Here is a 19,791-nt window from a genome sequence, read left to right on the forward strand (position 1 = left end):
GGCGGGAAGAGTCGGGAAAGCGTGTCGTATGCTTGTCCACGGTTCTACCGAAGACCGCTGGTTTTCCGAGCGCCCCATGGCGTGAAGAACGAAGGTCCTGCCACGAAACGTGCAGGCGGCCCGCGCAGGAGGAACGAGGCTCGCCCGCGACCCCGGTCGTGTGCCATCAAACGCCCCGCGCCTGTTGCGCAGGGGCGTTTTGTCGTTTCGATGGGGCTCTCGTGCCAGTGGAAACACTAGCCAAGAGAGGAGGCGACCATGGCGAAGCCCGACAAGGTGGCGGCCGTCGCCGAGATCGCGGAGAGCTTCCGCAGCAGCTCGGCCACCGTCGTTACCCAGTACACCGGCCTCTCCGTGTCCCAGCTGTCCCAGCTGCGCCGCGCTCTCGGCACCAGTGCCAAGTACCGGGTCGCGAAGAACACCCTCGTCGAGCGTGCCGCCAAGGACGCCGGCGTCGAGGGGCTCGAGGACCTGTTCGTGGGCGCGACCGCGATCGCCTTCATCGAGGGTGAGCCGGTCAACGCCGCGAAGGCCCTTCGCGACTTCGCGAAGGAAAACAACGCGCTTGTCATCAAGGGCGGCTACATGGACGGCAAGCCGCTGTCCGTGGACGAGATCACCAAGATCGCCGATCTCGACAGCCGTGAGGTCCTGCTCTCCAAGGCAGCGGGCGCGTTCAAGGCGAAGCTTTCCCAGGCCGCTGCGCTGTTCCAGGCGCCGGCGTCCCAGGTCGCCCGCCTGGCTGCCGCGCTGGAGGAGAAGCAGCGCAACGCCACCGGTACCGAAGCAGCCGAAGCACCCGCCGAGAGCTGAACACCCCCCACCCCGAACGTTCCCGTTCGTTTTTTTGAGAGGAAGCCATCATGGCGAAGCTGAGCACCGCCGAGCTGATCGACGCCTTCAAGGAGCTCACCCTTCTTGAGCTGTCCGAGTTCGTGAAGGAGTTCGAGGACACCTTCGACGTCACCGCCGCCGCGCCGGCCGCCGTCGTGGCCGCCGCCCCGGGTGGCGCCGCCCCGGCCGCCGCCGAGGAGCAGGACGAGTTCGACGTCGTCCTCGAGGGCGCCGGCGACAAGAAGATCCAGGTCATCAAGGTCGTCCGCGAGGTCGTCTCGGGCCTGGGCCTGAAGGAGGCCAAGGAGCTGGTCGAGGCCGCTCCCAAGGCCCTCCTGGAGAAGGTCGACAAGGAGGCCGCCGAGGCCGCCAAGGAGAAGCTCGAGGCCGCGGGCGCCAAGATCTCCATCAAGTGATCACGGGCGCGTGAGCGCCTGCTGCACCACCTCGTGAAGGGGCGGGCATCCCGAGTGGATGCCCGCCCCTTCCGTTTGCCCGCGATGCGTAACAGCTCGTTGGGCGCTCTCGGCCCGCCCGGGGTCGAGCGGCGGTTGAAGACCTCCGCCGAAGAAGGCCAGAACGAGCTCCACCTGCAGCGCATCCTCGTCGAGGTGCTGGCTCAGCAGGTCGCCACGCGCCGTTACCTCCTCGGGCTGACGGTCATCGCCGTGCTCGGCGTGGTCGCGTCCGTGATCTGCGGGATCGTCATCGCAGTGCAGACGGTGGAGGCCAACCACGTCACGTCCAGTAGCGAGCCGATCTGTTCCGCTTACTCCTGTTAGTCCGAACGAGTGCGAATCGTTGCCCCGCCTGGCTCTGCATCCCGGAGTGACGTGCACTACCGTGCTGCCAGCGGTCACCCGATCTCTGCTCTACCGGGTGAGGTGCCCACAGGCCTGGCCAGGAAAGAAAACTGGTGAGTAACCTATGCGCATTCAGCTCGTTGCACCTGGTTGACGCGGGGATCGCGGCGCGCATTCGGCGCGGGCTCCGCTGCCGGCCGGTGGCGCGGGGCGGCGGTGCGCGACGACGCGGAACAGCTCCTGGAGGTGCGATGGGTGCCGAGGTGGTCATCGAAGGTCTCACGAAGTCCTTCGGCAGGCAGACCATCTGGCGGGACGTGACGCTGACCCTGCCGCCCGGCGAGGTGTCCGCGATGCTCGGCCCGTCGGGAACCGGCAAGTCCGTGTTCCTGAAGTCGATGATCGGCCTGCTCAAGCCCGACCGCGGGCGCTGCGTGATCAACGGCGTCGACATCGTCACGTGCTCCGAGCGCAAGCTGTACGAAGTCCGGAAGCTGTTCGGGGTCCTGTTCCAGGACGGCGCGCTGTTCGGCTCGATGAACCTGTACGACAACGTCGCCTTCCCGCTGCGCGAGCACACCAAGAAGTCCGAGACCGAGATCCGCCGCATCGTCAACGAGAAGCTGGAGATGACCGGTCTGGCCGGCGCGGACAAGAAGCTGCCCGGCGAGATCTCCGGCGGTATGCGCAAGCGCGCCGGCCTCGCGCGGGCACTGGTGCTCGACCCGCAGATCATCCTCGTCGACGAGCCGGACTCCGGCCTCGACCCGGTGCGCACCGCGTACATCTCGCAGCTGCTGATCGACCTGAACACCCAGATCGACGCGACGATCCTGATCGTCTCCCACAACATCAACCTGGCCCGCACCGTGCCGGACAACCTGGGCATGCTGTTCCGCAAGGAACTGGTCATGTTCGGCCCGCGCGAGGTGCTGCTGACCAGTGACGAGCCCGTGGTCGAGCAGTTCCTCAACGGCCGCAAGCGCGGCCCCATCGGCATGTCCGAGGAGAAGGACACCGCCACGATGGCGCGCGAGGAGGCCGAGGCCGCGGCCGGGCACTCCGACGGCTCGCCGGACGAGGACATCCGCGGCGTCGTCCCGCAGATGCAGCCCAGCCCCGGCCTGCCGGAGCGCGCGGGCGCCCGCCGCCGGATGGACCGCGTGATGCGGATCCTGCACACCCTCCCGCCCGCCGCGCAGGAAGGGATCATCGAGTCCCTCTCGCCGGAGGAGCAGCGGCACTACAACGTCCACCCGAGCCACGGCGCGCCGGTGCCCGCCCGGCACGGCCTCGGGGACACCCAGCAGATCCCGCGGGTCACCGGCCCGGTGCCCAACCAGCACCACGGCGAGCTGCCGGCCGACCAGGTCGCCCGGATCCCGGGCGGCTGGAGCGGCAACCCCGGCAACGCGGGTGAAGCCCCGAGACCCGGCACCGGCTACCCGCCCAGGAACGGGCCAGGTGGCGCGTGAGCTCCAACGCGACGCAGGCGAAGAAGATCCCCGGCTACGGCATGCTCCGCGAGACCGGGAACCTGTTCGCCCTCGGCCTGGACATCATCCGGGGCCTGTTCCAGCGCCCGTTCCAGCTGCGGGAGTTCATCCAGCAGTCGTGGTTCATCGCGAGCGTGACGATCCTGCCGACGGCACTCGTCGCGATCCCGTTCGGCGCGGTCATCTCACTGCAGTTCGGCTCGCTCGCACGCCAGCTCGGCGCGCAGTCGTACACCGGCGCGGGCTCGGTGCTCGCCACAGTGCAGCAGGCCAGCCCGCTGGTCACCGCGCTGCTGGTGGCCGGCGCGGGCGGCAGCGCGGTCTGCGCGGACATCGGCGCCCGCACCATCCGCGAGGAGATCGACGCGATGGAGGTGCTGGGCGTCTCCGCGGTCCAGCGCCTGATCGTGCCCCGCGCGCTGGCCATGATGCTGATCGCGTTGCTGCTCAACGGCATGGTCAGCGTCATCGGCGTGCTCGGCGGCTACTTCTTCAACGTCATCCTCCAGGGCGGCACCCCGGGTGCGTACCTGGCGAGCTTCTCCGCGCTGGCGCAGCTGCCCGACCTCTGGGTCGGTGAGCTGAAGGCGCTGATCTTCGGGTTCATCGCCGCGGTGGTCGCCGCCTACCGGGGCCTGCACCCGAGCGGCGGCCCGAAGGGCGTCGGGGACGCCGTGAACCAGTCCGTCGTCATCACCTTCCTGCTGCTGTTCGTCGTGAACTTCGTGATCACGCTGATCTACCTGCAGATCGTGCCCGGAAAGCTGGACTAGCCATGACGTTCATCGCGGGGGCCAAGCGGATCGCGAACCGCCCGCTCCAGACCCTGGACACGCTCGGCGACCAGATGTCGTTCTACGGCCGGGCGCTGCTCTGGACGCCGCGGACGCTGCGCCGCTACATGAAGGAAGTGCTGCGGCTGCTGGCCGAGGTCAGCTTCGGCTCCGGCTCGCTCGCGGTCATCGGCGGCACGGTCGGCGTGATGGTCGGCCTGACCCTGTTCACCGGTGTCCTGGTCGGCCTGCAGGGCTACTCGGCGCTGAACTCGATCGGCACCTCGGCGTTCACCGGCTTCCTGACCGCGTTCTTCAACACCCGCGAGATCGCCCCGCTGGTCGCCGGGCTCGCCTTGAGCGCGACGGTCGGCGCCGGGTTCACCGCGCAGCTCGGCGCGATGCGGATCTCCGAGGAGATCGACGCGCTCGAGGTGATGGGCGTGCCGAGCCTGCCGTACCTGGTGACCACGCGGATCATCGCCGGCTTCGTCGCGGTGATCCCGCTGTACATCATCGGCCTGCTCAGCTCGTATCTCGCCTCGCGGCTGGTCGTTATCTACATCTACAACCAGTCAGCCGGGACCTACGACCATTACTTCGACCTCTTCCTACCTCCACAGGACGTGTTGTACTCGTTCATCAAGGTGCTGATCTTCAGCGTCTTGATCATTCTTTCGCACTGCTACTTCGGCTACCGGGCCTCCGGCGGGCCGGCCGGGGTCGGCGTGGCGGTCGGCAAGGCGGTGCGGCTGAGCATCGTCACGGTTTCGATCGTGAACTTCTTCATCGGTTTCGCCATCTGGGGGACCGACGTCACGGTGAGGATTGCGGGATGATCGCACTACGGCGCAGGCTGCTGGGCCTGCTGCTCGTGGCCCTGCTGGTGGGCGGCATCGCGCTGAGCATCGCCCTGTACAACAAGTCGTTCACCAGCTTCGTCACCGTGAAGCTCGAGGCCGACAGCATCGGCAACCAGCTGCTCAAGCAGTCGGACGTGAAGGTGCGCGGGCTGATCGTCGGCTCGGTCGACGACATCGCGGTGACCGGCAACGGCGCCGAGCTGACCCTGCGGCTCGACCCGGCGTCGGCGAAGTTGATCCCGCAGAACGTGTCCGCGCGGTTCCTGCCGAAGACGCTGTTCGGCGAGCGGTACGTCTCGCTGCAGATCCCGAAGGACCCGTCCACCAAGACGCTGGCCACCGGCGACGTGATCCCGCAGGACCGCACGTCCAGCGCGATCGACCTGGAGCAGGCGTTCGAGCACCTGCTGCCGGTGCTGCAGGCGGTGCAGCCGCAGAAGCTTTCGAGCACGCTCACCGCGATCTCGACCGCGCTGCAGGGCCGCGGCAAGCCGCTCGGCGACACGCTTTCCCAGCTGGGCGACTACATCGGCCAGCTGAACCCGCACGAGCCGCAGCTGCAGCACGACCTCAAGGCGCTCGCGCAGTTCTCCGGGAACCTGAGCAACTCCGCGCCGGACCTGGTGCAGAGCCTCGACAACCTGAGCACGACCACCCGGACCGTGGTGGACGAGCAGCAGAACCTCTCGAGCCTCTACGGCAGCCTGACCACGGCTTCGCAGGACCTGCAGACGTTCCTGGAGAACAACGAGCAGAACATCATCAGCCTGGCCGGCACGGCGCGGCCGACCGCCGAGCTGCTGGCCAAGTACGCGCCCGAGTACCCGTGCGTGATCGGCCAGATGGCGAAGATGGTGCCGGTGATCGACAAGGCGCTGGGCAAGGGCACGGGCCAGCCGGGCCTGCACGCGACCATCGAGGTGGTGGTCAACCGCGGGCCGTACAAGGCAGGCCAGGACGAGCCGCGGTTCGACGACAAGCGCGGCCCCCGCTGTTACGACCTGAACCCGGCGCCGAACCCGTTCCCGCAGGACCCGCCGGACGGCGCGTTCAAGGACGGCACCACGCACACGACCTCCCCCAAGACGGTCGGCGAGGGGCTGAACCCGGCCAACTTCAAGGCCGACGTGGCCAACAGCCTCGGCGGCGGCGCCGCGGGCGGCAACCCGGCCTACTCGGCCGGTGAGAACGAGTTCCTGTCACAGCTGGTCGGCCCGCAGGTCGGGATGCCGGCGAGCGACTTCCCGGGCTGGGGCTCACTGCTCGTCGGCCCGCTCTACCGAGGTGCGGAGGTGACGGTCAAGTGAGGGGCCTGCTCGCGCCGCTGATCAAGCTGTCGATCTTCGTGGTGGTCACCGTGCTGTTCACCACGGTGCTCGGCATCAGCATCGCGAACATCAACACCACCAGCACCAACGAGTACTCGGCGCGGTTCACCGACGCGACGCTGCTGCTGCCCAACGACGACGTCCGCATCGCCGGCGTCCGGGTGGGGCAGGTCAAGGACGTCAAGATCGTGGACAAGCGCCAGGCGCAGGTGGACTTCGAGGTGGACACCGGGCTCAAGCTGCCCGCCGGGGTCACCGCGCAGATCAAGTTCCGCAACCTGGTCGGCCAGCGTTACGTCTCGCTCGGCGAGGGCAGCAACACCACCGGCGCGATGCTCGCGCCCGGCGGCACCATTCCGCTGGAGCGGACCACGCCGGCCCTGGACCTCACCGAGCTGTTCAACGGGTTCAAGCCGCTGTTCACCGCGCTGAACCCGGACGACGTCAACAAGCTCTCCTACGAGGTCATCCAGGTCCTGCAGGGCGAGGGCGGCACCGTGGAGAGCCTGCTGTCGCACACCGCTTCGCTGACCACCGCGATCGCGGACAAGGACCAGGTCATCGGCGAGGTGATCGACAACCTCAACTCGGTGCTCGACACGGTGAACGCGCACACGCCGCAGCTGTCCGACCTGATCGTGAAGCTGCAGCAGCTGGTGTCCGGACTGGCCGCGGACCGCAAGCCGATCGGCGACGCGATCCAGGGCCTGGGCAACCTGGCCACCACGACCGCCGGCCTGCTCGGCGACGCCCGGGCGCCGCTGAAGGACGACATCAGCGCGCTCGGCACGCTCACCAGCCGGCTCGACCAGAACCAGCCGGACCTCGAGCACTTCATCCAGTTCCTGCCGCAGAAGGTCAGCGCGCTGACCCGCACCGCGGACTACGGCTCGTGGTTCAACTTCTACGCGTGCGAGATGAAGGGGAGCATTGCCCTGCCTCCGCTGATCAACCAGCCGATCGACGTCCCGCTGCTGCCCTCGAACCGTGAGAGGTGCAGCGGATGAAGTCGTTCCAGAAACGCAATCCCGTGCCGATCGCGCTGGTCGGCATCGCGGTGCTCGCGCTCGGCTTCATCGCCGCGCTGAACTCCGACAGCCTGCCGGTCATCGGCGGCGGCACCACCTACAGCGCCGAGTTCTCCGAGGCCGCCGGCCTGACCACGGACAACGACGTGCGGGTGGCCGGCGTCAAGGTCGGCAAGGTGTCCGCGATCAAGATCGACGGCGCCAGCGTCAAGGTGTCGTTCAAGGTCAAGGACGCCTGGCTCGGCGACAAGACCACGGCGGCGATCAAGATCAAGACGCTGCTCGGCCAGAAGTACCTGTCGCTCGACCCGCAGGGCGTCGGCACGCTGAACCCCGACCAGACGATCCCGCGGGACCGGACGATGTCGCCGTTCGACGTGCTCGACGCCTTCCGCGGCCTCTCGCAGACGGTCGACAACATCAACACCGACCAGCTCGCGCAGAGCTTCGACGCGATCACGCAGACCTTCGCGAACACCCCGTCGGACGTGAAGGGCGCGCTCTCGGGCCTGTCGAAGCTGTCGGACACCATCGCGAAGCGCGACTCGCAGTTGTCGAACCTGCTGGCCAACACCCGTGAGGTGTCGCAGACGCTGGTCGACCGCGACGCCGAGGTGACCAAGCTGATCACCGACGGGAACCAGCTGCTGGACGAGGTGTCGAAGCGCGAGCAGGCGATCAGCGCCCTGCTCGACGGCTCGCGCCAGCTGGCCACGCAGTTGCAGGGCCTGGTGGACGACAACGACAAGCAGCTGGACCCGGTGCTGACGAACCTCGACCAGCTGACCTCGATGCTGCAGCGGAACCAGGACTCGCTGGCCCAGGGCATCGCGAAGTTCGCCCCGTTCATCCGGGTGTTCACCAACACCATCGGCACCGGGCACTGGTTCGACAACTACATCTGCGGTCTGGTGCTGCCCTCGGTCGGCCCGCTCAACCAAGAGGGGTGTTACTCGAAATGACCGACACCCGCTTCGGCCAGTCCCTCACCCGCGGCTTCACCATCGCGATCGTGCTCGCGCTGGTGGTCGCCGGCGGGCTCTGGTGGACGCTCAAGGACGCCGGGCGCACCCACCTGACCGCGTACTTCTCCGGCGCGGTCGGCCTGTACGAGGGCAACAGCGTGCGGATGCTCGGCGTGGACATGGGCACCGTCACCAAGATCCAGCCGATGGGCAACCAGGTCCGGGTCGACCTCGAGTACGACCGCTCGATCCCGGTGCCCGCCGACGCGAAGGCGCTGATCGTGGCGCCGTCGCTGGTCAGCGACCGCTACGTGCAGCTGGCCCCGGCGTACACCGGCGGCCCGCAGATCTCCGACGGCGCCGTGATCCCGTTGAGCCGCACCGAGGTGCCGCTGGAGGTCGACCAGCTCGCCGCCAGCCTGGCGAAGGTGAGCGAGACGCTCGGACCCAACGGCGCCAACAAAAACGGCTCGCTCTCGGACCTGCTGAACACCGCGGCGAAGAACCTCGACGGCAACGGCCAGGCCCTGCACGACACGATCACCAAGCTGGGCCAGGCCTCCGGCACGCTGGCGGGCAACAAGGACGACCTGTTCCAGACCGTGCAGAACCTGGGCCAGTTCTCCCAGACGCTGGTGAACAGCGACGGCCAGGTGCGCCAGTTCGAGAGCCAGCTGGCCGACGTCAGCGGTTATCTGGCCGGGGAGAAGGACAATCTCGCCGCCACGGTGCAGCAGCTGGGCACGACGCTGACCTCGGTGCAGAGCTTCATCGAGCAGAACCGCGGCCGGCTGAAGTCCAATGTGGACAAGCTGGCCAGCGTCACCAAGGTGCTGGTCGACCAGCGCAGCGCGCTCGCCGAGATCCTCGACGTCGCGCCCGTCGGCCTGTCGAACCTGGTGAACGTCTACAACGGCTCGTCCGGCACGCTCGACGCCCGGCCGAACCTGAACGAGCTGACCGCGCCGCCGCTGGTGATGGTCTGCAACCTGCTCAAGCAGACCGCCGCCACCAAGGCTCTGCTCGGCAGCGCGTGCGACGGCGTCGCCGGCGTGGTCGACGGGCTGGTGCCGCTGCCGTCGACGGCGCAGGTGCTGCAGTCGCTGGAGAACGGCAAGCTGCCACCACTGCCGCTCCCGCTCGCGGGCCAGGTCTACGGGACGGGGAGCTGATCGTGAAGCGACTCACGAAGTTCGCCGGCGCCGGGGTGGTCACCACGGTGTCCGCGCTGGTGCTGAGCGGCTGCGGGTTCAGCGGCATCTACGACGTGCCGCTGCCCGGCGGCGCCGACCTCGGCAGCCACCCGTACACGGTGAAGGTGCAGTTCCAGGACGTGCTCGACCTCGTGCCGCAGGCCGGTGTGAAGGTGAACGAGGTGCCGGTGGGGCGCGTCGAGTCGATCGGGCTGACGCCGGACCACTGGCACGCCGAAGTGACCCTGAAGGTCAACGGCGACGTGAAGCTCCCGGCGAACGCGCTGGCGAACGTGAAGCAGTCGAGCCTGCTCGGCGAGAAGTACGTGGAGCTGTCCTCGCCCGGCGGCACCGAGGCACAGGGGCAGCTGGCGGACAACGCCACCATCCCGCTCGCCCGCACCGGCCGTGACGTCGAGGTGGAAGAGGTGCTCGGCGCGCTGTCGCTGCTGCTCAACGGCGGTGGTGTGGCGCAGCTGAACACCATCACCAAGGAGCTGAACAACGCGACGGCCGGCAAGGAGCCGGACATCAAGGCGCTGCTGGACAACGCCAACGAGCTGGTGACCAACCTCGACCAGCAGTCGTCGAACATCACGCGCGCGCTCGACGGGCTGAACCGGCTTTCGATGACCCTCAAGGACCAGAAGGACAAGCTGGTCGGCGCCGTCGACAACCTCGGCCCCGGCCTCGGCGTGCTGGAGCAGCAACGCGGCCAGCTCGTGACGATGCTGAACGCGCTGAACAACCTCTCCGGCGTCGCGACCGACACGGTCAACAAGAGCAAGGCGGACCTCGTGGCCGACCTCAAGGCCCTCACCCCGACGCTGCAGAAGCTCGGCGAGGCGGGCAACGACCTGCCGAAGGCGCTGCAGATCCTGCTGACGTTCCCGTTCAGCGACCAGGCCTACGACGACGTGAAGGGCGACTACTTCAACCTCTTCGCGAAGGTCGACCTGAATCTGAAGGACATCATCGACAACCTCGGCAGCAGCCGGCAGAACGGGCTGTCCGGGATCCTGCCGGTGCCCGGCCTGACCGGCGGGGTCAGCGGCACACCGGGGAACCAGGCGCCGCCGTTGCCGATCCCGGGCCAGACCGGTTCGGGCTCGCAGCCGAACGCCTCCGGCGGACAGGGCGGCGGGCAGCCACAGCAGCAGAGCGGTCTCACGGGCCTGTTCGGCCTGCTTTCGGGAGGGGCGGGCTGATGCTGCTGCGCAAGACGAAGTTCCAGCTGGTGGCGTTCGCGATCATCTCGATCGTGGCGCTGGTGTACGCGCTGATCCGGTTCGCCGGCCTCGGCACGGTGTTCGGCAGCAGCGGCTACACGGTGAAGCTCGAGCTCAACGAATCGGGCGGCATCTTCACCAACGCCGAAGTGACCTACCGCGGCTTCAACGTCGGCCGCGTCGGGCCGCTGCGGCTGACCCAGACCGGGCTCGAAGCGGACCTCAACATCGATCCGTCGGCGCCGCAGGTGCCCTCGAACCTCGCTGTGGTGGTCGCGAACCGGTCCGCGGTCGGCGAGCAGTACGTGGACCTGCAGCCGAAGGTGGACAGCGGCCCGTACCTGGCGGCGGGCTCGGTGATCCCGGCGGCGAAGACGTCCACTCCGGTGAGCACCGACCAGCTGCTCTCGGACCTCGACTCGCTCGCCGCTTCGGTGCCGACGGACTCGCTGCGCACCGTCGTCGACGAGTCCTACGACGCGTTCCGCGGCACCGGCGGCGACCTGCAGACGTTGCTGGACACCGCGCGCAGCTTCACCACCACGGCGCAGCAGTACCTGCCGCAGACCGTCAACCTGCTGGACGCCGGCGGCCAGGTGCTGGACACGCAGAACCACGAGGCCGCCAACTTCGCCGACTTCTCGAAGAGCCTCAACGAGCTGACCGGCACGCTGAAGAACTCGGACCCGCAGCTGCGCAAGCTGATCGGCATCACGCCGCAGGTGGCGAACCAGATCACCCAGGTGATCACCGAGACCGGGCCCGGTCTGGGCGCCCTGGTGGCGAACCTGCTGACCACGGCCAACCTCACCGTGACCCGCCTCGACGGCATCGAGCAGGGCCTGGTGACCTACCCGGCGCTGGCGGCCGCGGGGCCCAGCGTCGCGCCGGGCGACGGCACCGCGCACCTCGGGCTGGTGCTCAACCTGTTCAACCCGCCCTCGTGCACCAAGGGTTATCTGCCGTACAGCCAGTACCGCACCGGGGCGGACCTCGCGACGCGGCCGGCGGACGACAACGCCTACTGCGCCGAGCCGAAGGGCAGCCCGATCAACGTCCGCGGCTCCCAGAACGCGCCGTACAACGGTGTTCCGGTCGCGCCGTCACAGCAGGACGTGAACAACAACGCCGGCCGGCCCGCGCAGGAGCTGCAGGACCAGCGCGACGCGCAGGTGCCGGGCGTAGCGGGGAGCCCGGGTGTCTCGTTGAACAGCCTGGGAGCGTTGCTCGGGCTCGGCTGACATGGATTTGATGACCGTTACCTACTCTGGAGCGTTATGAGCACCAACCCAGCCACCACCGAGGAAGCCGAGGAAGAGGTGACCCCCTCGGCCGCCCCGTCCTCACGGGCGCTGCCGGGCTCGCCGCGCATCTGGCTGTACGGCGCCGGCGCCTTCGCGCTCGCCGCGCTGGTGGTGGCGGTCGTGTTCGGCATCATGTGGTGGTCGGCGGCCTCGGGCACCAACGCCGCGCTGGCGGCCTCGCGCGACGAGGTGGTCAAGCAGGGCACCGCCGCGGTGAAGGCGTACACCGAGGTCGACTACACCCACCTCGACGACTACTTCGCCAACCAGAAGGCCGTGTCGAACGACGACATGTCCAAGCAGATCGACGCGGCCCGCCCGAACTACTCGAAGGCGCTGACCGACCAGAAGGTGAAGGTCAGCACCACCGTCCAGGACATCGCCGTCGAGGAACTCGACGACCACGAGGGCAAGGCGAGCTTCCTGGCCGCGATCACCACGATGAACAGCGCGGGCGGCCAGACCGCTTCGAAGGCCATCCGCCTCGAGGTCTCGATGGTCCGCGTCGGAAGCGACTGGAAGCTGTCCGGCATCGACAACGTCCCCCTCGTCGCCGCCGGCCAGTAGCTTCACCCAGAACGGAGTCCCGTAGTGCCCCCCTCTCGCCGCCAGCCGCCCCGCAGCAGCACCCCGCCGGCCCGCCGGCCGAAGGTGGCCGGGATGCGCAAGCCGCCGAACGCGGACCCGGCACCAGCGCCCGTCGAACCGGCTGAGTCGGCTGCGTCTCCGGCTCCTTCGAAGCCGCGGCCGCGTCCGGTGCCGCGGCCCGGGCCGCTGACCAGCTCGGCCCCGTCGGCTGCCGAAACCACGCAGGAGATCCGGCTGCCCGGCGGCATCAGCCGGGCCAAGCCGGTCGCTTCGCCGGACGCTGATCCCCAGCCCGTTGAGGCTGCGGACGAAGCTCCCACCGAGGTCGACCCGCTCACCGGCGAGGAGGTGTCCGACACCTCTGAGGCCGACGCTCCGGCTCGTCCCCGCCGCAAGCGCCGCGACGGGGGCACGGCGAAGCCCGTCGACCTGGACGAGGCGGAGACTTCCGGCGAGGAGAGCATCAGCGTCTCGACGGCGCGCCCGAACCGTCCGACCGGCCAGATGCTGACCATCGGCCTGGTGATCGTCGGTTTGGTGCTCGCGGGCCTGGCGGTGTTCTTCAAGCTGCAGTACGACACCGCGGAGGGCGCCACGAGCAACACCGCGCTGCTGGACGTGGCGAAGACCGCGCAGGTCAAGGACCAGGTCTCGCAGGCGACGGAGTCCCTGTTCTCCTACGACTTCAACAACATCAAGAAGACCGAGGACGCCGCCAACAACCTCCTGGCGAACAACGACGTCAAGGCCAAGTACAACTCGCTGATGGGCGAGGTGAAACGCCTTGCGCCGCAACAGAAAATGGTGGTGACCTGCAAGGTCACCCGCAGCGCCGTCATCATGCTCGACGGCGACCGCGCCCGCGTCATGGTGTTCGTCGACCAAACCTCCACCCGCGCCGACACCAAGCAAACCACCGCCGGCAGCGCCCAACTCCACGTCGACGCCCAGCTGCAGGGCAACACGTGGAAGATCACGGACCTGGACACATACAAGGCGCCCCCGGCCCCGGCCGGTCAGGCTCCGGCTTCGTCGGCCCCGGCCTCGCCGCCGCCTTCGAAGTAGGTTCTTTCTCTGTTTGATGCCCCGCCCTGGGATTCTCCGGGCGGGGCATCAGTCGTAGGAGTGCGTGCGGCGGCGGTAGGGCTGAGGGAGTTCGGCGAGCCGTTCGGGGGTCCAGATGTCGGGGTTTTCGCTGACGTCGAGGGTGCCGTCTTTGCGGACCAGCCAGAGCACGTCGAGGCCGGTGAGGATCGCATCGCCGGTGAGCCGTTCGAGCATCCGCGCGCTGAGCCGGACGACGTCGTCCATCTGCTCGCTGATCGCGTCGTGCTTGTACAGCTGGAACGCCAGCCCGACTGTGGTGGTGATGCCTAGTTCGGTGACCTCCGGCCACCATGGCTCAGGCTTGGGCTCGTAGACCCGCGACCAAGCCTTGCGCGCGGTCACGGCCCCGTCCGTGGTGATCAGTTCGGGCGTCACCGAGTTGTCGAACACTCCGGCCGCGATCCCGAGATCGAGTACCTCGCGGGCAAACTCGTCCGGCGACAGCTCAGTCGCCATCTTGAGTGAGTAGTCAAGAGACATCAAGGTTCCTCGGCTGGGTTCTAAGAACGCGAAGCTTCTCTCCGGCAGCTCGGGCCCGCGCACGCAGTGCTTCCTCTGCGCGAGCGCGGTCGTCCGCTGAAGCATCCGGCAGCACGAAGTACTCGTCGACGTGGAAGAACAGCTCGTCGATGGCCCCGAAGGCTGGATCGCCGTGCATGACCTCGTCGTCCTTGACCATGCGCAGGTACTCGGCCTCGAATAGCCCGGCGTCGATCTCCCGGCCGACGAACCGGTCGATCAACTCCACATAGCCGACCAGGTCGCGTCGCGCCGGTCTGTCCCGGGTGCTCACCCGTAGACGTGCGTCATACGCCGGTACGGCTCTGGCAGTTCGGCCAGCCGATGCGGTGGCCAGAGGTAGTCGACCTCGCTGACGTCCAATTCGTCGCCACGGCGGACCAGCCAGTGGTTCTCCATCCCGGTGAGGACCGCGTCTCCAGGAACCCTCCTGAGCAGCCGACCCACGATGCGCACAAAGTCGTCCTTCTGCTCCTCGAGCTTGTCGTGCTTGTACAGCTCGAACGAGATGCTCACCGTGGCGGTGATGCCCAGCTCCGTGACTTCCGGGGCCCACGGGGGAGGGGCGGGCGCATAGACCTTGAGCCACGTGCCGAGGGTTGTCTTGGCGCCATCGGAAACGATCTGCTCAGGGGTGACCGCTGCCTCGACCAGGCCGAATTCCCGCGCGACGTCGACCACCTCCCGGGCGAACAGCTCAAGCGACAGCTCAGTCGCCATGTCGAAGCTGTAGTCGAGCGACATGCACGCAGCTCAGCAGACCGACCGCAAAGCCGTCCGCAACGCGTCCCGGTGCAGTCCGTCGAGCCGGTCGATCACGATGGCCGACAGCTGGGCCTCCGTGACCTGCACGCGGCACGTGATCCCCGGGTGCCGGACTCCGTCGGTGGCGACGAGTTGTTGCAGCAGCGACGTGGTCAGCTGGTCGAGTTCCACGCGGATCTCGTTCAGGTCCGGGCGGGTGGTGGGTGCCTGGTCCGGGTGCTTGGTCCAGCGGTCGAACAGGCCGCGCTGGACGACCTTGCTCGCGGCGATCTGGTCCTGGAAGAAGGCCGCCGTGCGGTCCGGGTCGATGCCGAGGGTGGTGGCCCGGGCGCGAACGTCGGCCAGCTCCTGCTGTTCGCGGACCGGGTCGTCGATGGGCTTGCCGGTGCCGAACTTCGCGGCCGCGACCTGGTCGCTCACCTTGAGCCGCTGGACGACCAGGTCGGTCAGCGGGCCCAGCCGGCCGGCGGCGTCGGGTGCGGCCATGGCCTGAGTGCCTCCGATGGTGAGTGCCGCCAGAACCACGGCGATGGTCACGGCGAACCGCCGCACGGACCTCGACACGGACATGGGCTTTTCCCTTCGACGCGCGGCACCGGGATCGCGGCTGATCTTACCGGCGGACGAGGCCCGGGACCCGCGATTTCCGCCGGGTGGACACAGTTCGTGCCCGAAAATCATCCACAGTGGACTCTTGAGGGGACCGCGGACCTGGCGGCCGCGGCCCGGCTAGGTTGGGGCGGTGACTGATCAGCAAGCGTTCGCGAGCCTCCGTGGACTGGCCGTCGGCGACGCGTTCGGGGCGCAGATCCTGCTGCCGGGCGACCATCCCAACATCGTCGGGCGGCAGTTGCCGACCGCGCCGTGGCGGTGGACGGACGACACCGAGATGGCGTGCTCCCTCTACGCGGTCCTGCGCCGCGCAGGCCACGTCGACCAGAATGCGCTCGCGGCGTCCTTCGCCACCCACCACGATCCCGACCGCGGGTACGGATCCGGCGTCGCGCGTTTGGTGCAGGACATCCGCGCGGGGCAGCCGTGGCCGGAGCTGGCCGCGACGGCGTTCGGCGGCTCCGGTTCGTGGGGCAACGGCGCCGCGATGCGAGTCGCCCCGCTCGGCGCCTGGTACGGCGCGGACCTGCCGCGAGTGCTGCGCGAGGCCGAACAATCCGCCGTGGTGACGCACGCGCACTTCGAAGGGGTGGCAGGTGCGGTGGCGGTCGCGGCGGCCGCGGCGATGCGGGCCGTCCAGCCGACCCTCGGCGGCCCGGACCTGCTCTCCTCGGTGATCCCGTTCGTCCCGCCGGGCCGCGTCCGTGACGGCCTGACGACGGCGCTCGAACTCCTGCGCTCCGGCGCCGACCCCGCTGACGCCGCCAGGACACTGGGCACCGGCCGCGAGATCGCCGCGCACGACACTGTCCCGCTGGCGCTCTGGATCGCCGCCCGCCACTCCGCCGCGTACGTCGAGGCGATGTGGCTGGTCGCCCGCCTCGCCGAAGACGTCGACACCGTGGCGGCCATCGCGGGCGGCGTGCTGGCCGCCGGCGCCCACGAGATCCCCGTGGAATGGCTCCAGGCCACGGAGCCCCTGCCCGACTGGCTCTGACCGCGTCCGCCGGAGGCGGCCCCATCGTGATCGGGGCCGCGTCCGGGCGGGTTCACTGCGGCGGTTGCTGCTTGTCGACCGGGAACGGTTCGAGGTTGTCGTCGAGGCCGATGGCGAAGTTGTCGCCGGGACGGCGCGGCGGCGCGACCTTCCCGGTGGCGCGGTTGCGCGCATCGGCGGCCATCAGCTTGCGCAGCGGCTCCTGCAGCTCGGGCGGCAGGTCCTCGATGTTCGTGTGGTAGCGGCGGCGCAGCTCTTCGTTGCTCAGCGGCTCTTCGGGCATTCCCTCACCTTCCCAGGTCCTTGAGGTGGATCTTCCAGTTTCCCGCGGCGTCCTGGTCACGGCCGAGCACGCGGAAGCCGCTGCCCGGCGGGAACAGCACCTCGCTCTGGCCGACCGAGGCGTCCTTCAGCCACGAGATGTCCTTGCCGGTGGTCGACTGGATGACGAATTCGACGTTCCCGCTGAACGCCTGGTTCATGTCCGCGCTGGTGAACGCGGGCTCGCGCACCGAGGCGCCGGGCGAATAGCGGTCCAGGAACGCGTTCATGTCATGGGGCGCGATGTCGATGCCGCGGTACACCTCGCCCTGGTGCGCGGGGAGCTTGTTCAGGCCCGACACGGCTTCGCTGATCTCCGGGTCCATCGTGCGCAGCGCCCCCGTGTCGCCGGCGCGCAGCGCGCTGTTGAGGTCCTGGTGCGCCATGCCGGTGTAGTGGTCCAGCGCGCGGACCTCCTCGTTGCCGAGTCCCACGTCGGGTGCCCGGTCCAGCTGCTCCTGCAGCAGCCGCTCGTTGCCGGGCCCGAACTTGTCGTTGAACGCCTGGTGGTCGGCCGCGCCGGCGTGGTGGCCGGGGTCCTGGTAGTCCCCGGGATGATGCGGCGCGGCGTGGTCCGGGGCGGGTCCGTCGAGGCGCGAGCCGATGTCGTGGTGCACACCGGGGTCCGCGGGGGCGTGGCCGTCCAGGCGCCCGGCGATGTCGGGCTTCTCGATCAGCTCGGACTTGTCCCACGACGCCTCCGGCGGGGTGCCGTAGTGCGACGGCTGCGGTTCGGGCGCAGGAGGCTCGGCGTGGCTGGACGGGCCGAAGTCGCCCGCCGGGCCGAAATCCTCGTGGGCGCCGTAGCCGTGGTCGCCCCATCCCGCCGCGTCGGAGGCCGTGGTCCCGCCCGGCGGGCCGGCGAGGTCCCGGCCGGCCGTGGCCGCCGCGTCGTCGCCGATCGCCGACGCGGCGTCCCGGCCGGCGGTCTCCGCCGCGCTCCGGCCCACGGTCACCGCGGCCCCTTCGGCGGCCTCCTCGCCCACGCCGACGGCGACGCGCTCCGCCGCCGCGCCGGCCGTGCCCGCGCCGTCCGTGGCCGCGCCCAGCGCGATGTTCGGGATGAGCTTGCCGAAGGCCTCGGCCGGGTCGCTGCCCCAGCCGTCGCCGACCATGCCCTTGAGCAGGTCCATCGGGTGGTTCACGGTGTGCAGCAGCCCGGCGGCCGTGCCGGACAGGCCGGCGACGTACTCCGCGGGGTGCGTGATGTTGTACGGGTCGAACGGGCTCACCGAGCGCGCGAACTTCGCGATCCCGAAGGCGCCCTTGATGATCCCGCCGTAGAAGTGGGTGACGCCGTCCATGCCCATGTCCACCAGGTCGCCGGCGTCGTTCAGCAGCCGGTCGGTGAACTTCGGCTCGGCGGGTGCCGTGGCGGTGGCCGCGTCGACCGCGGCCTTGGCCCGGTCGCCCTCCTCACCGCGCCGCCGGCGGGCTTGGCCCAGCAGGTCTTGCGCGCGTTGCGCCCCGTCGGCGCCGGGATCGCGGAAGTCCGCCGGCCTCGGCCCCTCTTGCGCGGTATAGGCGAGGACCTGCTGGTTGTACGCGGACCTGGCGTGTTCGGAGTCCTGTTTCGCCTGCTTGTACAGCTTCACGGCCTCGGCGGCCTGAGCCTGGGCCCACCGCACCACGGCGGCGTATGAGGTCAGCGCCGTGGCCGCTTTCGCGCACGCGGCGGCGGCGTCGGACCACTGCGCCGGGTGCTGGTGGTACGACGCGCGGAACGCGTCCGCGGCCGAGCCGGTCCAGTGCGCGGTGTCGACCTTCGCCAGCCCTTCGGCGGTGTTGCCGAACGCCGTCGCGAACTTCGCCAGGTGCCCGGCCGATTCGGTGATCGCGCCGGCGTCGCCGTGCACGAGCCGGGTCGGGTCCTCGGTCTGCCCGAGCTGTTCCTCGCCGACCTGCGCGCCGAAGGTGTCGGCCACCGAGTCGCCGAAGCCGTCGACCGCTTCGGCCGCCGAGTGCAGCCCCACGCTGTCCAGCCCGTCGCCGACGAAGTGCGCGACGTCGTCAGCGGCCTTTCCGACCCCGCGGCCGACCGACTCGACGGTGTCCTCGAGGTCGTCGCCGATCTCGTCGATGAAGTTCCAGAGCCCCATCAGTGGGCATCCTGCTGCGGTACGGGGCCGAACGCCTGGTCCTCGACGTGCGCGTACGCGTCTCCCACGCCGATCGCGTTGGCGGCCGTCTTGCCGAGCCCCATCGGGCCTTCGGCCAGGTCGCGTCCCTCCGCCTTCCACTGCGCGGCCATCTGGCTCCCGGCCTTGTCCCAGGACGCGGCGCTGTAGTCCGGACGGCTGTCGGCGGCGAGCTGCTGCCAGGACTCCTGCGCCACCTGCTCGTCCGACTTGTGCGGGTCGCCGCCGACGTCCGACACGACGTCCTTCAGCAGGCCCACCGCGTACTGCTCCATGTCGTGATACCGCCCGGCGGCCAAGCCGAGCCGGCTCGCCATCTCGTTGCCGTCCTGCACCAGCGTGCGCACGCCCCAGGACCAGCGCTCGCAGAACGCGTCGAACGCGCCCTGCAGGCCCTCGTGCCCGATCTCCAGGCCGGACAGCGAAAGCTCGGAGAACCCGCGGCCGGACTCGCCGGCTTCGTCGACGCCGATCGCCTTCAGCTCCGTAATGGCGGTGTTGATGCCCTGCGCGGTCTCCTGCAGCGCGGCCGGCTCCAGGCCGTAACCCTCGCCGGCCATCAGGCGTCCACCGCCAGCTCGTCGGGCACGATGCCGCGTACCGGTGGCAGCAGCATCGGCGCCTGGCCGGCCACGTCGAGCGCCACCCCCGCGCCGCTGCGCAGCAGTCGTCGCCCCAGGACACTCACGTAGGCCTGGCCCGAGGCCCCGTCCGCGCCGCGCGCGAGGGCCCAGCGAGCCAGCTCCGCCTCGGACGTGAACGCGACAGCCAGCGGATCCCACCGGCGTCGCCGGCGGCCAGTGTGCGCGATTCTTCTTGCGGTACAAGGACAACGGTGTCGCGAAAGACCGCGACCATCGCCGCGCCCGCGCCGTCGCCCGCTCGAACGCGCGCGACCAGTTCGGTCAGTTCTGGCAATTCCCCACCC

General features: G+C 69.4%; 23 protein-coding genes. 15 read left to right on the forward strand and 8 right to left on the reverse strand.

From position 1 onward, the window contains the following. The first annotated feature begins 258 nt into the window (after positions 1 to 258). From rplJ to OG371_RS18960, 14 genes are all read left to right on the forward strand, one after another. On the forward strand, positions 259 to 813 hold the full coding sequence (rplJ, locus tag OG371_RS18895; protein WP_315653863.1) for a 50S ribosomal protein L10: 555 nt from the start codon (positions 259 to 261) through the stop codon (positions 811 to 813). A gap of 50 nt (positions 814 to 863) precedes the next feature. Continuing rightward, entirely contained in the window at positions 864 to 1,250 is a 387-nt protein-coding gene (gene rplL, locus OG371_RS18900) for a 50S ribosomal protein L7/L12 (protein ID WP_329070995.1), read from the forward strand. Between the two features lie 84 nt (positions 1,251 to 1,334). Continuing rightward, positions 1,335 to 1,616 (forward strand): hypothetical protein, encoded by a 282-nt coding sequence (locus tag OG371_RS18905; RefSeq protein ID WP_329070997.1) that lies wholly within the window; start codon positions 1,335 to 1,337, stop codon positions 1,614 to 1,616. A 272-nt stretch (positions 1,617 to 1,888) separates the two neighbouring features. Beyond that, positions 1,889 to 3,112 (forward strand): ABC transporter ATP-binding protein, encoded by a 1,224-nt coding sequence (locus OG371_RS18910; protein ID WP_329070999.1) that lies wholly within the window; start codon positions 1,889 to 1,891, stop codon positions 3,110 to 3,112. A gap of 41 nt (positions 3,113 to 3,153) precedes the next feature. Beyond that, positions 3,154 to 3,906 (forward strand): MlaE family ABC transporter permease, encoded by a 753-nt coding sequence (locus OG371_RS18915; RefSeq protein WP_329073170.1) that lies wholly within the window; start codon positions 3,154 to 3,156, stop codon positions 3,904 to 3,906. Between the two features lie 2 nt (positions 3,907 to 3,908). Continuing rightward, positions 3,909 to 4,745: an MlaE family ABC transporter permease gene (locus tag OG371_RS18920; RefSeq protein ID WP_328606165.1), complete on the forward strand. Its 837-nt coding sequence runs from the start codon at positions 3,909 to 3,911 to the stop codon at positions 4,743 to 4,745. After that, the gene (locus tag OG371_RS18925) at positions 4,742 to 6,076 is read left to right on the forward strand and encodes an MCE family protein (protein WP_329071003.1); all 1,335 of its coding nucleotides are present in this window, start codon (positions 4,742 to 4,744) and stop codon (positions 6,074 to 6,076) included. The genes OG371_RS18920 and OG371_RS18925 overlap by 4 nt, the downstream gene beginning before the upstream one ends. Next, the gene (locus tag OG371_RS18930; RefSeq protein WP_329071005.1) at positions 6,073 to 7,104 is read left to right on the forward strand and encodes an MCE family protein; all 1,032 of its coding nucleotides are present in this window, start codon (positions 6,073 to 6,075) and stop codon (positions 7,102 to 7,104) included. Before OG371_RS18925 ends, OG371_RS18930 begins: the two co-directional genes overlap by 4 nt. Continuing rightward, a complete protein-coding gene (locus OG371_RS18935; RefSeq protein ID WP_329071008.1) occupies positions 7,101 to 8,087 on the forward strand; it encodes an MCE family protein in 987 nt (328 codons plus the stop codon). The genes OG371_RS18930 and OG371_RS18935 overlap by 4 nt, the downstream gene beginning before the upstream one ends. After that, positions 8,084 to 9,262, forward strand: coding sequence for an MCE family protein (locus OG371_RS18940; RefSeq protein WP_329071010.1), 1,179 nt, complete (start codon positions 8,084 to 8,086; stop codon positions 9,260 to 9,262). Before OG371_RS18935 ends, OG371_RS18940 begins: the two co-directional genes overlap by 4 nt. 2 nt (positions 9,263 to 9,264) lie before the next feature. Then, positions 9,265 to 10,491: an MCE family protein gene (locus OG371_RS18945; protein WP_329071011.1), complete on the forward strand. Its 1,227-nt coding sequence runs from the start codon at positions 9,265 to 9,267 to the stop codon at positions 10,489 to 10,491. Then, positions 10,491 to 11,753, forward strand: a complete 1,263-nt coding sequence (locus OG371_RS18950; RefSeq protein WP_329071013.1) for an MlaD family protein — start codon at positions 10,491 to 10,493, stop codon at positions 11,751 to 11,753. Before OG371_RS18945 ends, OG371_RS18950 begins: the two co-directional genes overlap by 1 nt. Before the next feature lie 36 nt (positions 11,754 to 11,789). Continuing rightward, the gene (locus OG371_RS18955; protein WP_329071015.1) at positions 11,790 to 12,383 is read left to right on the forward strand and encodes a hypothetical protein; all 594 of its coding nucleotides are present in this window, start codon (positions 11,790 to 11,792) and stop codon (positions 12,381 to 12,383) included. Positions 12,384 to 12,467: 84 nt separating this feature from the next. Next, positions 12,468 to 13,469: a hypothetical protein gene (locus OG371_RS18960; RefSeq protein WP_442876170.1), complete on the forward strand. Its 1,002-nt coding sequence runs from the start codon at positions 12,468 to 12,470 to the stop codon at positions 13,467 to 13,469. Between the two features lie 48 nt (positions 13,470 to 13,517). Here OG371_RS18960 and OG371_RS18965 read toward each other — a convergent pair whose 3' ends face one another. From OG371_RS18965 to OG371_RS18980, 4 genes are read right to left on the reverse strand one after another with little or no spacing between them, the layout of a single operon-like run. Next, the gene (locus tag OG371_RS18965) at positions 13,518 to 13,967 is read right to left on the reverse strand and encodes a SitI3 family protein (protein WP_329071019.1); all 450 of its coding nucleotides are present in this window, start codon (positions 13,965 to 13,967) and stop codon (positions 13,518 to 13,520) included. A 13-nt stretch (positions 13,968 to 13,980) separates the two neighbouring features. Next, on the reverse strand, positions 13,981 to 14,304 hold the full coding sequence (locus tag OG371_RS18970) for a colicin immunity domain-containing protein (protein WP_329071022.1): 324 nt from the start codon (positions 14,302 to 14,304) through the stop codon (positions 13,981 to 13,983). After that, the gene (locus tag OG371_RS18975; RefSeq protein WP_329071024.1) at positions 14,301 to 14,774 is read right to left on the reverse strand and encodes a SitI3 family protein; all 474 of its coding nucleotides are present in this window, start codon (positions 14,772 to 14,774) and stop codon (positions 14,301 to 14,303) included. Before OG371_RS18975 ends, OG371_RS18970 begins: the two co-directional genes overlap by 4 nt. 9 nt (positions 14,775 to 14,783) lie before the next feature. After that, positions 14,784 to 15,365, reverse strand: a complete 582-nt coding sequence (locus OG371_RS18980) for a chorismate mutase (protein WP_329071026.1) — start codon at positions 15,363 to 15,365, stop codon at positions 14,784 to 14,786. A 172-nt stretch (positions 15,366 to 15,537) separates the two neighbouring features. Here OG371_RS18980 and OG371_RS18985 point away from each other — a divergent pair, with 172 nt between their 5' ends. Then, positions 15,538 to 16,404 (forward strand): ADP-ribosylglycohydrolase family protein, encoded by an 867-nt coding sequence (locus OG371_RS18985; RefSeq protein ID WP_329071028.1) that lies wholly within the window; start codon positions 15,538 to 15,540, stop codon positions 16,402 to 16,404. A 52-nt stretch (positions 16,405 to 16,456) separates the two neighbouring features. Here the strand turns inward: OG371_RS18985 and OG371_RS18990 are convergent, their stop codons facing one another. Genes OG371_RS18990 through OG371_RS19005 form a run of 4 tightly spaced genes read right to left on the reverse strand, consistent with a single transcriptional unit; the run spans position 16,457 to position 19,551 of the window. Beyond that, on the reverse strand, positions 16,457 to 16,687 hold the full coding sequence (locus tag OG371_RS18990; RefSeq protein ID WP_329071030.1) for a hypothetical protein: 231 nt from the start codon (positions 16,685 to 16,687) through the stop codon (positions 16,457 to 16,459). A 4-nt stretch (positions 16,688 to 16,691) separates the two neighbouring features. Continuing rightward, a complete protein-coding gene (locus OG371_RS18995; protein WP_329071032.1) occupies positions 16,692 to 18,824 on the reverse strand; it encodes a putative T7SS-secreted protein in 2,133 nt (710 codons plus the stop codon). Then, positions 18,824 to 19,423: a hypothetical protein gene (locus tag OG371_RS19000; RefSeq protein ID WP_329071035.1), complete on the reverse strand. Its 600-nt coding sequence runs from the start codon at positions 19,421 to 19,423 to the stop codon at positions 18,824 to 18,826. The genes OG371_RS18995 and OG371_RS19000 overlap by 1 nt, the downstream gene beginning before the upstream one ends. Continuing rightward, complete coding sequence (locus tag OG371_RS19005) at positions 19,423 to 19,551, reverse strand: hypothetical protein (RefSeq protein WP_329071037.1); 129 nt, start codon at positions 19,549 to 19,551, stop codon at positions 19,423 to 19,425. The genes OG371_RS19000 and OG371_RS19005 overlap by 1 nt, the downstream gene beginning before the upstream one ends. Positions 19,552 to 19,791 lie beyond the last annotated feature (240 nt).

The organism is Amycolatopsis sp. NBC_01480, assembly GCF_036227205.1.
Lineage (GTDB): Bacteria > Actinomycetota > Actinomycetes > Mycobacteriales > Pseudonocardiaceae > Amycolatopsis.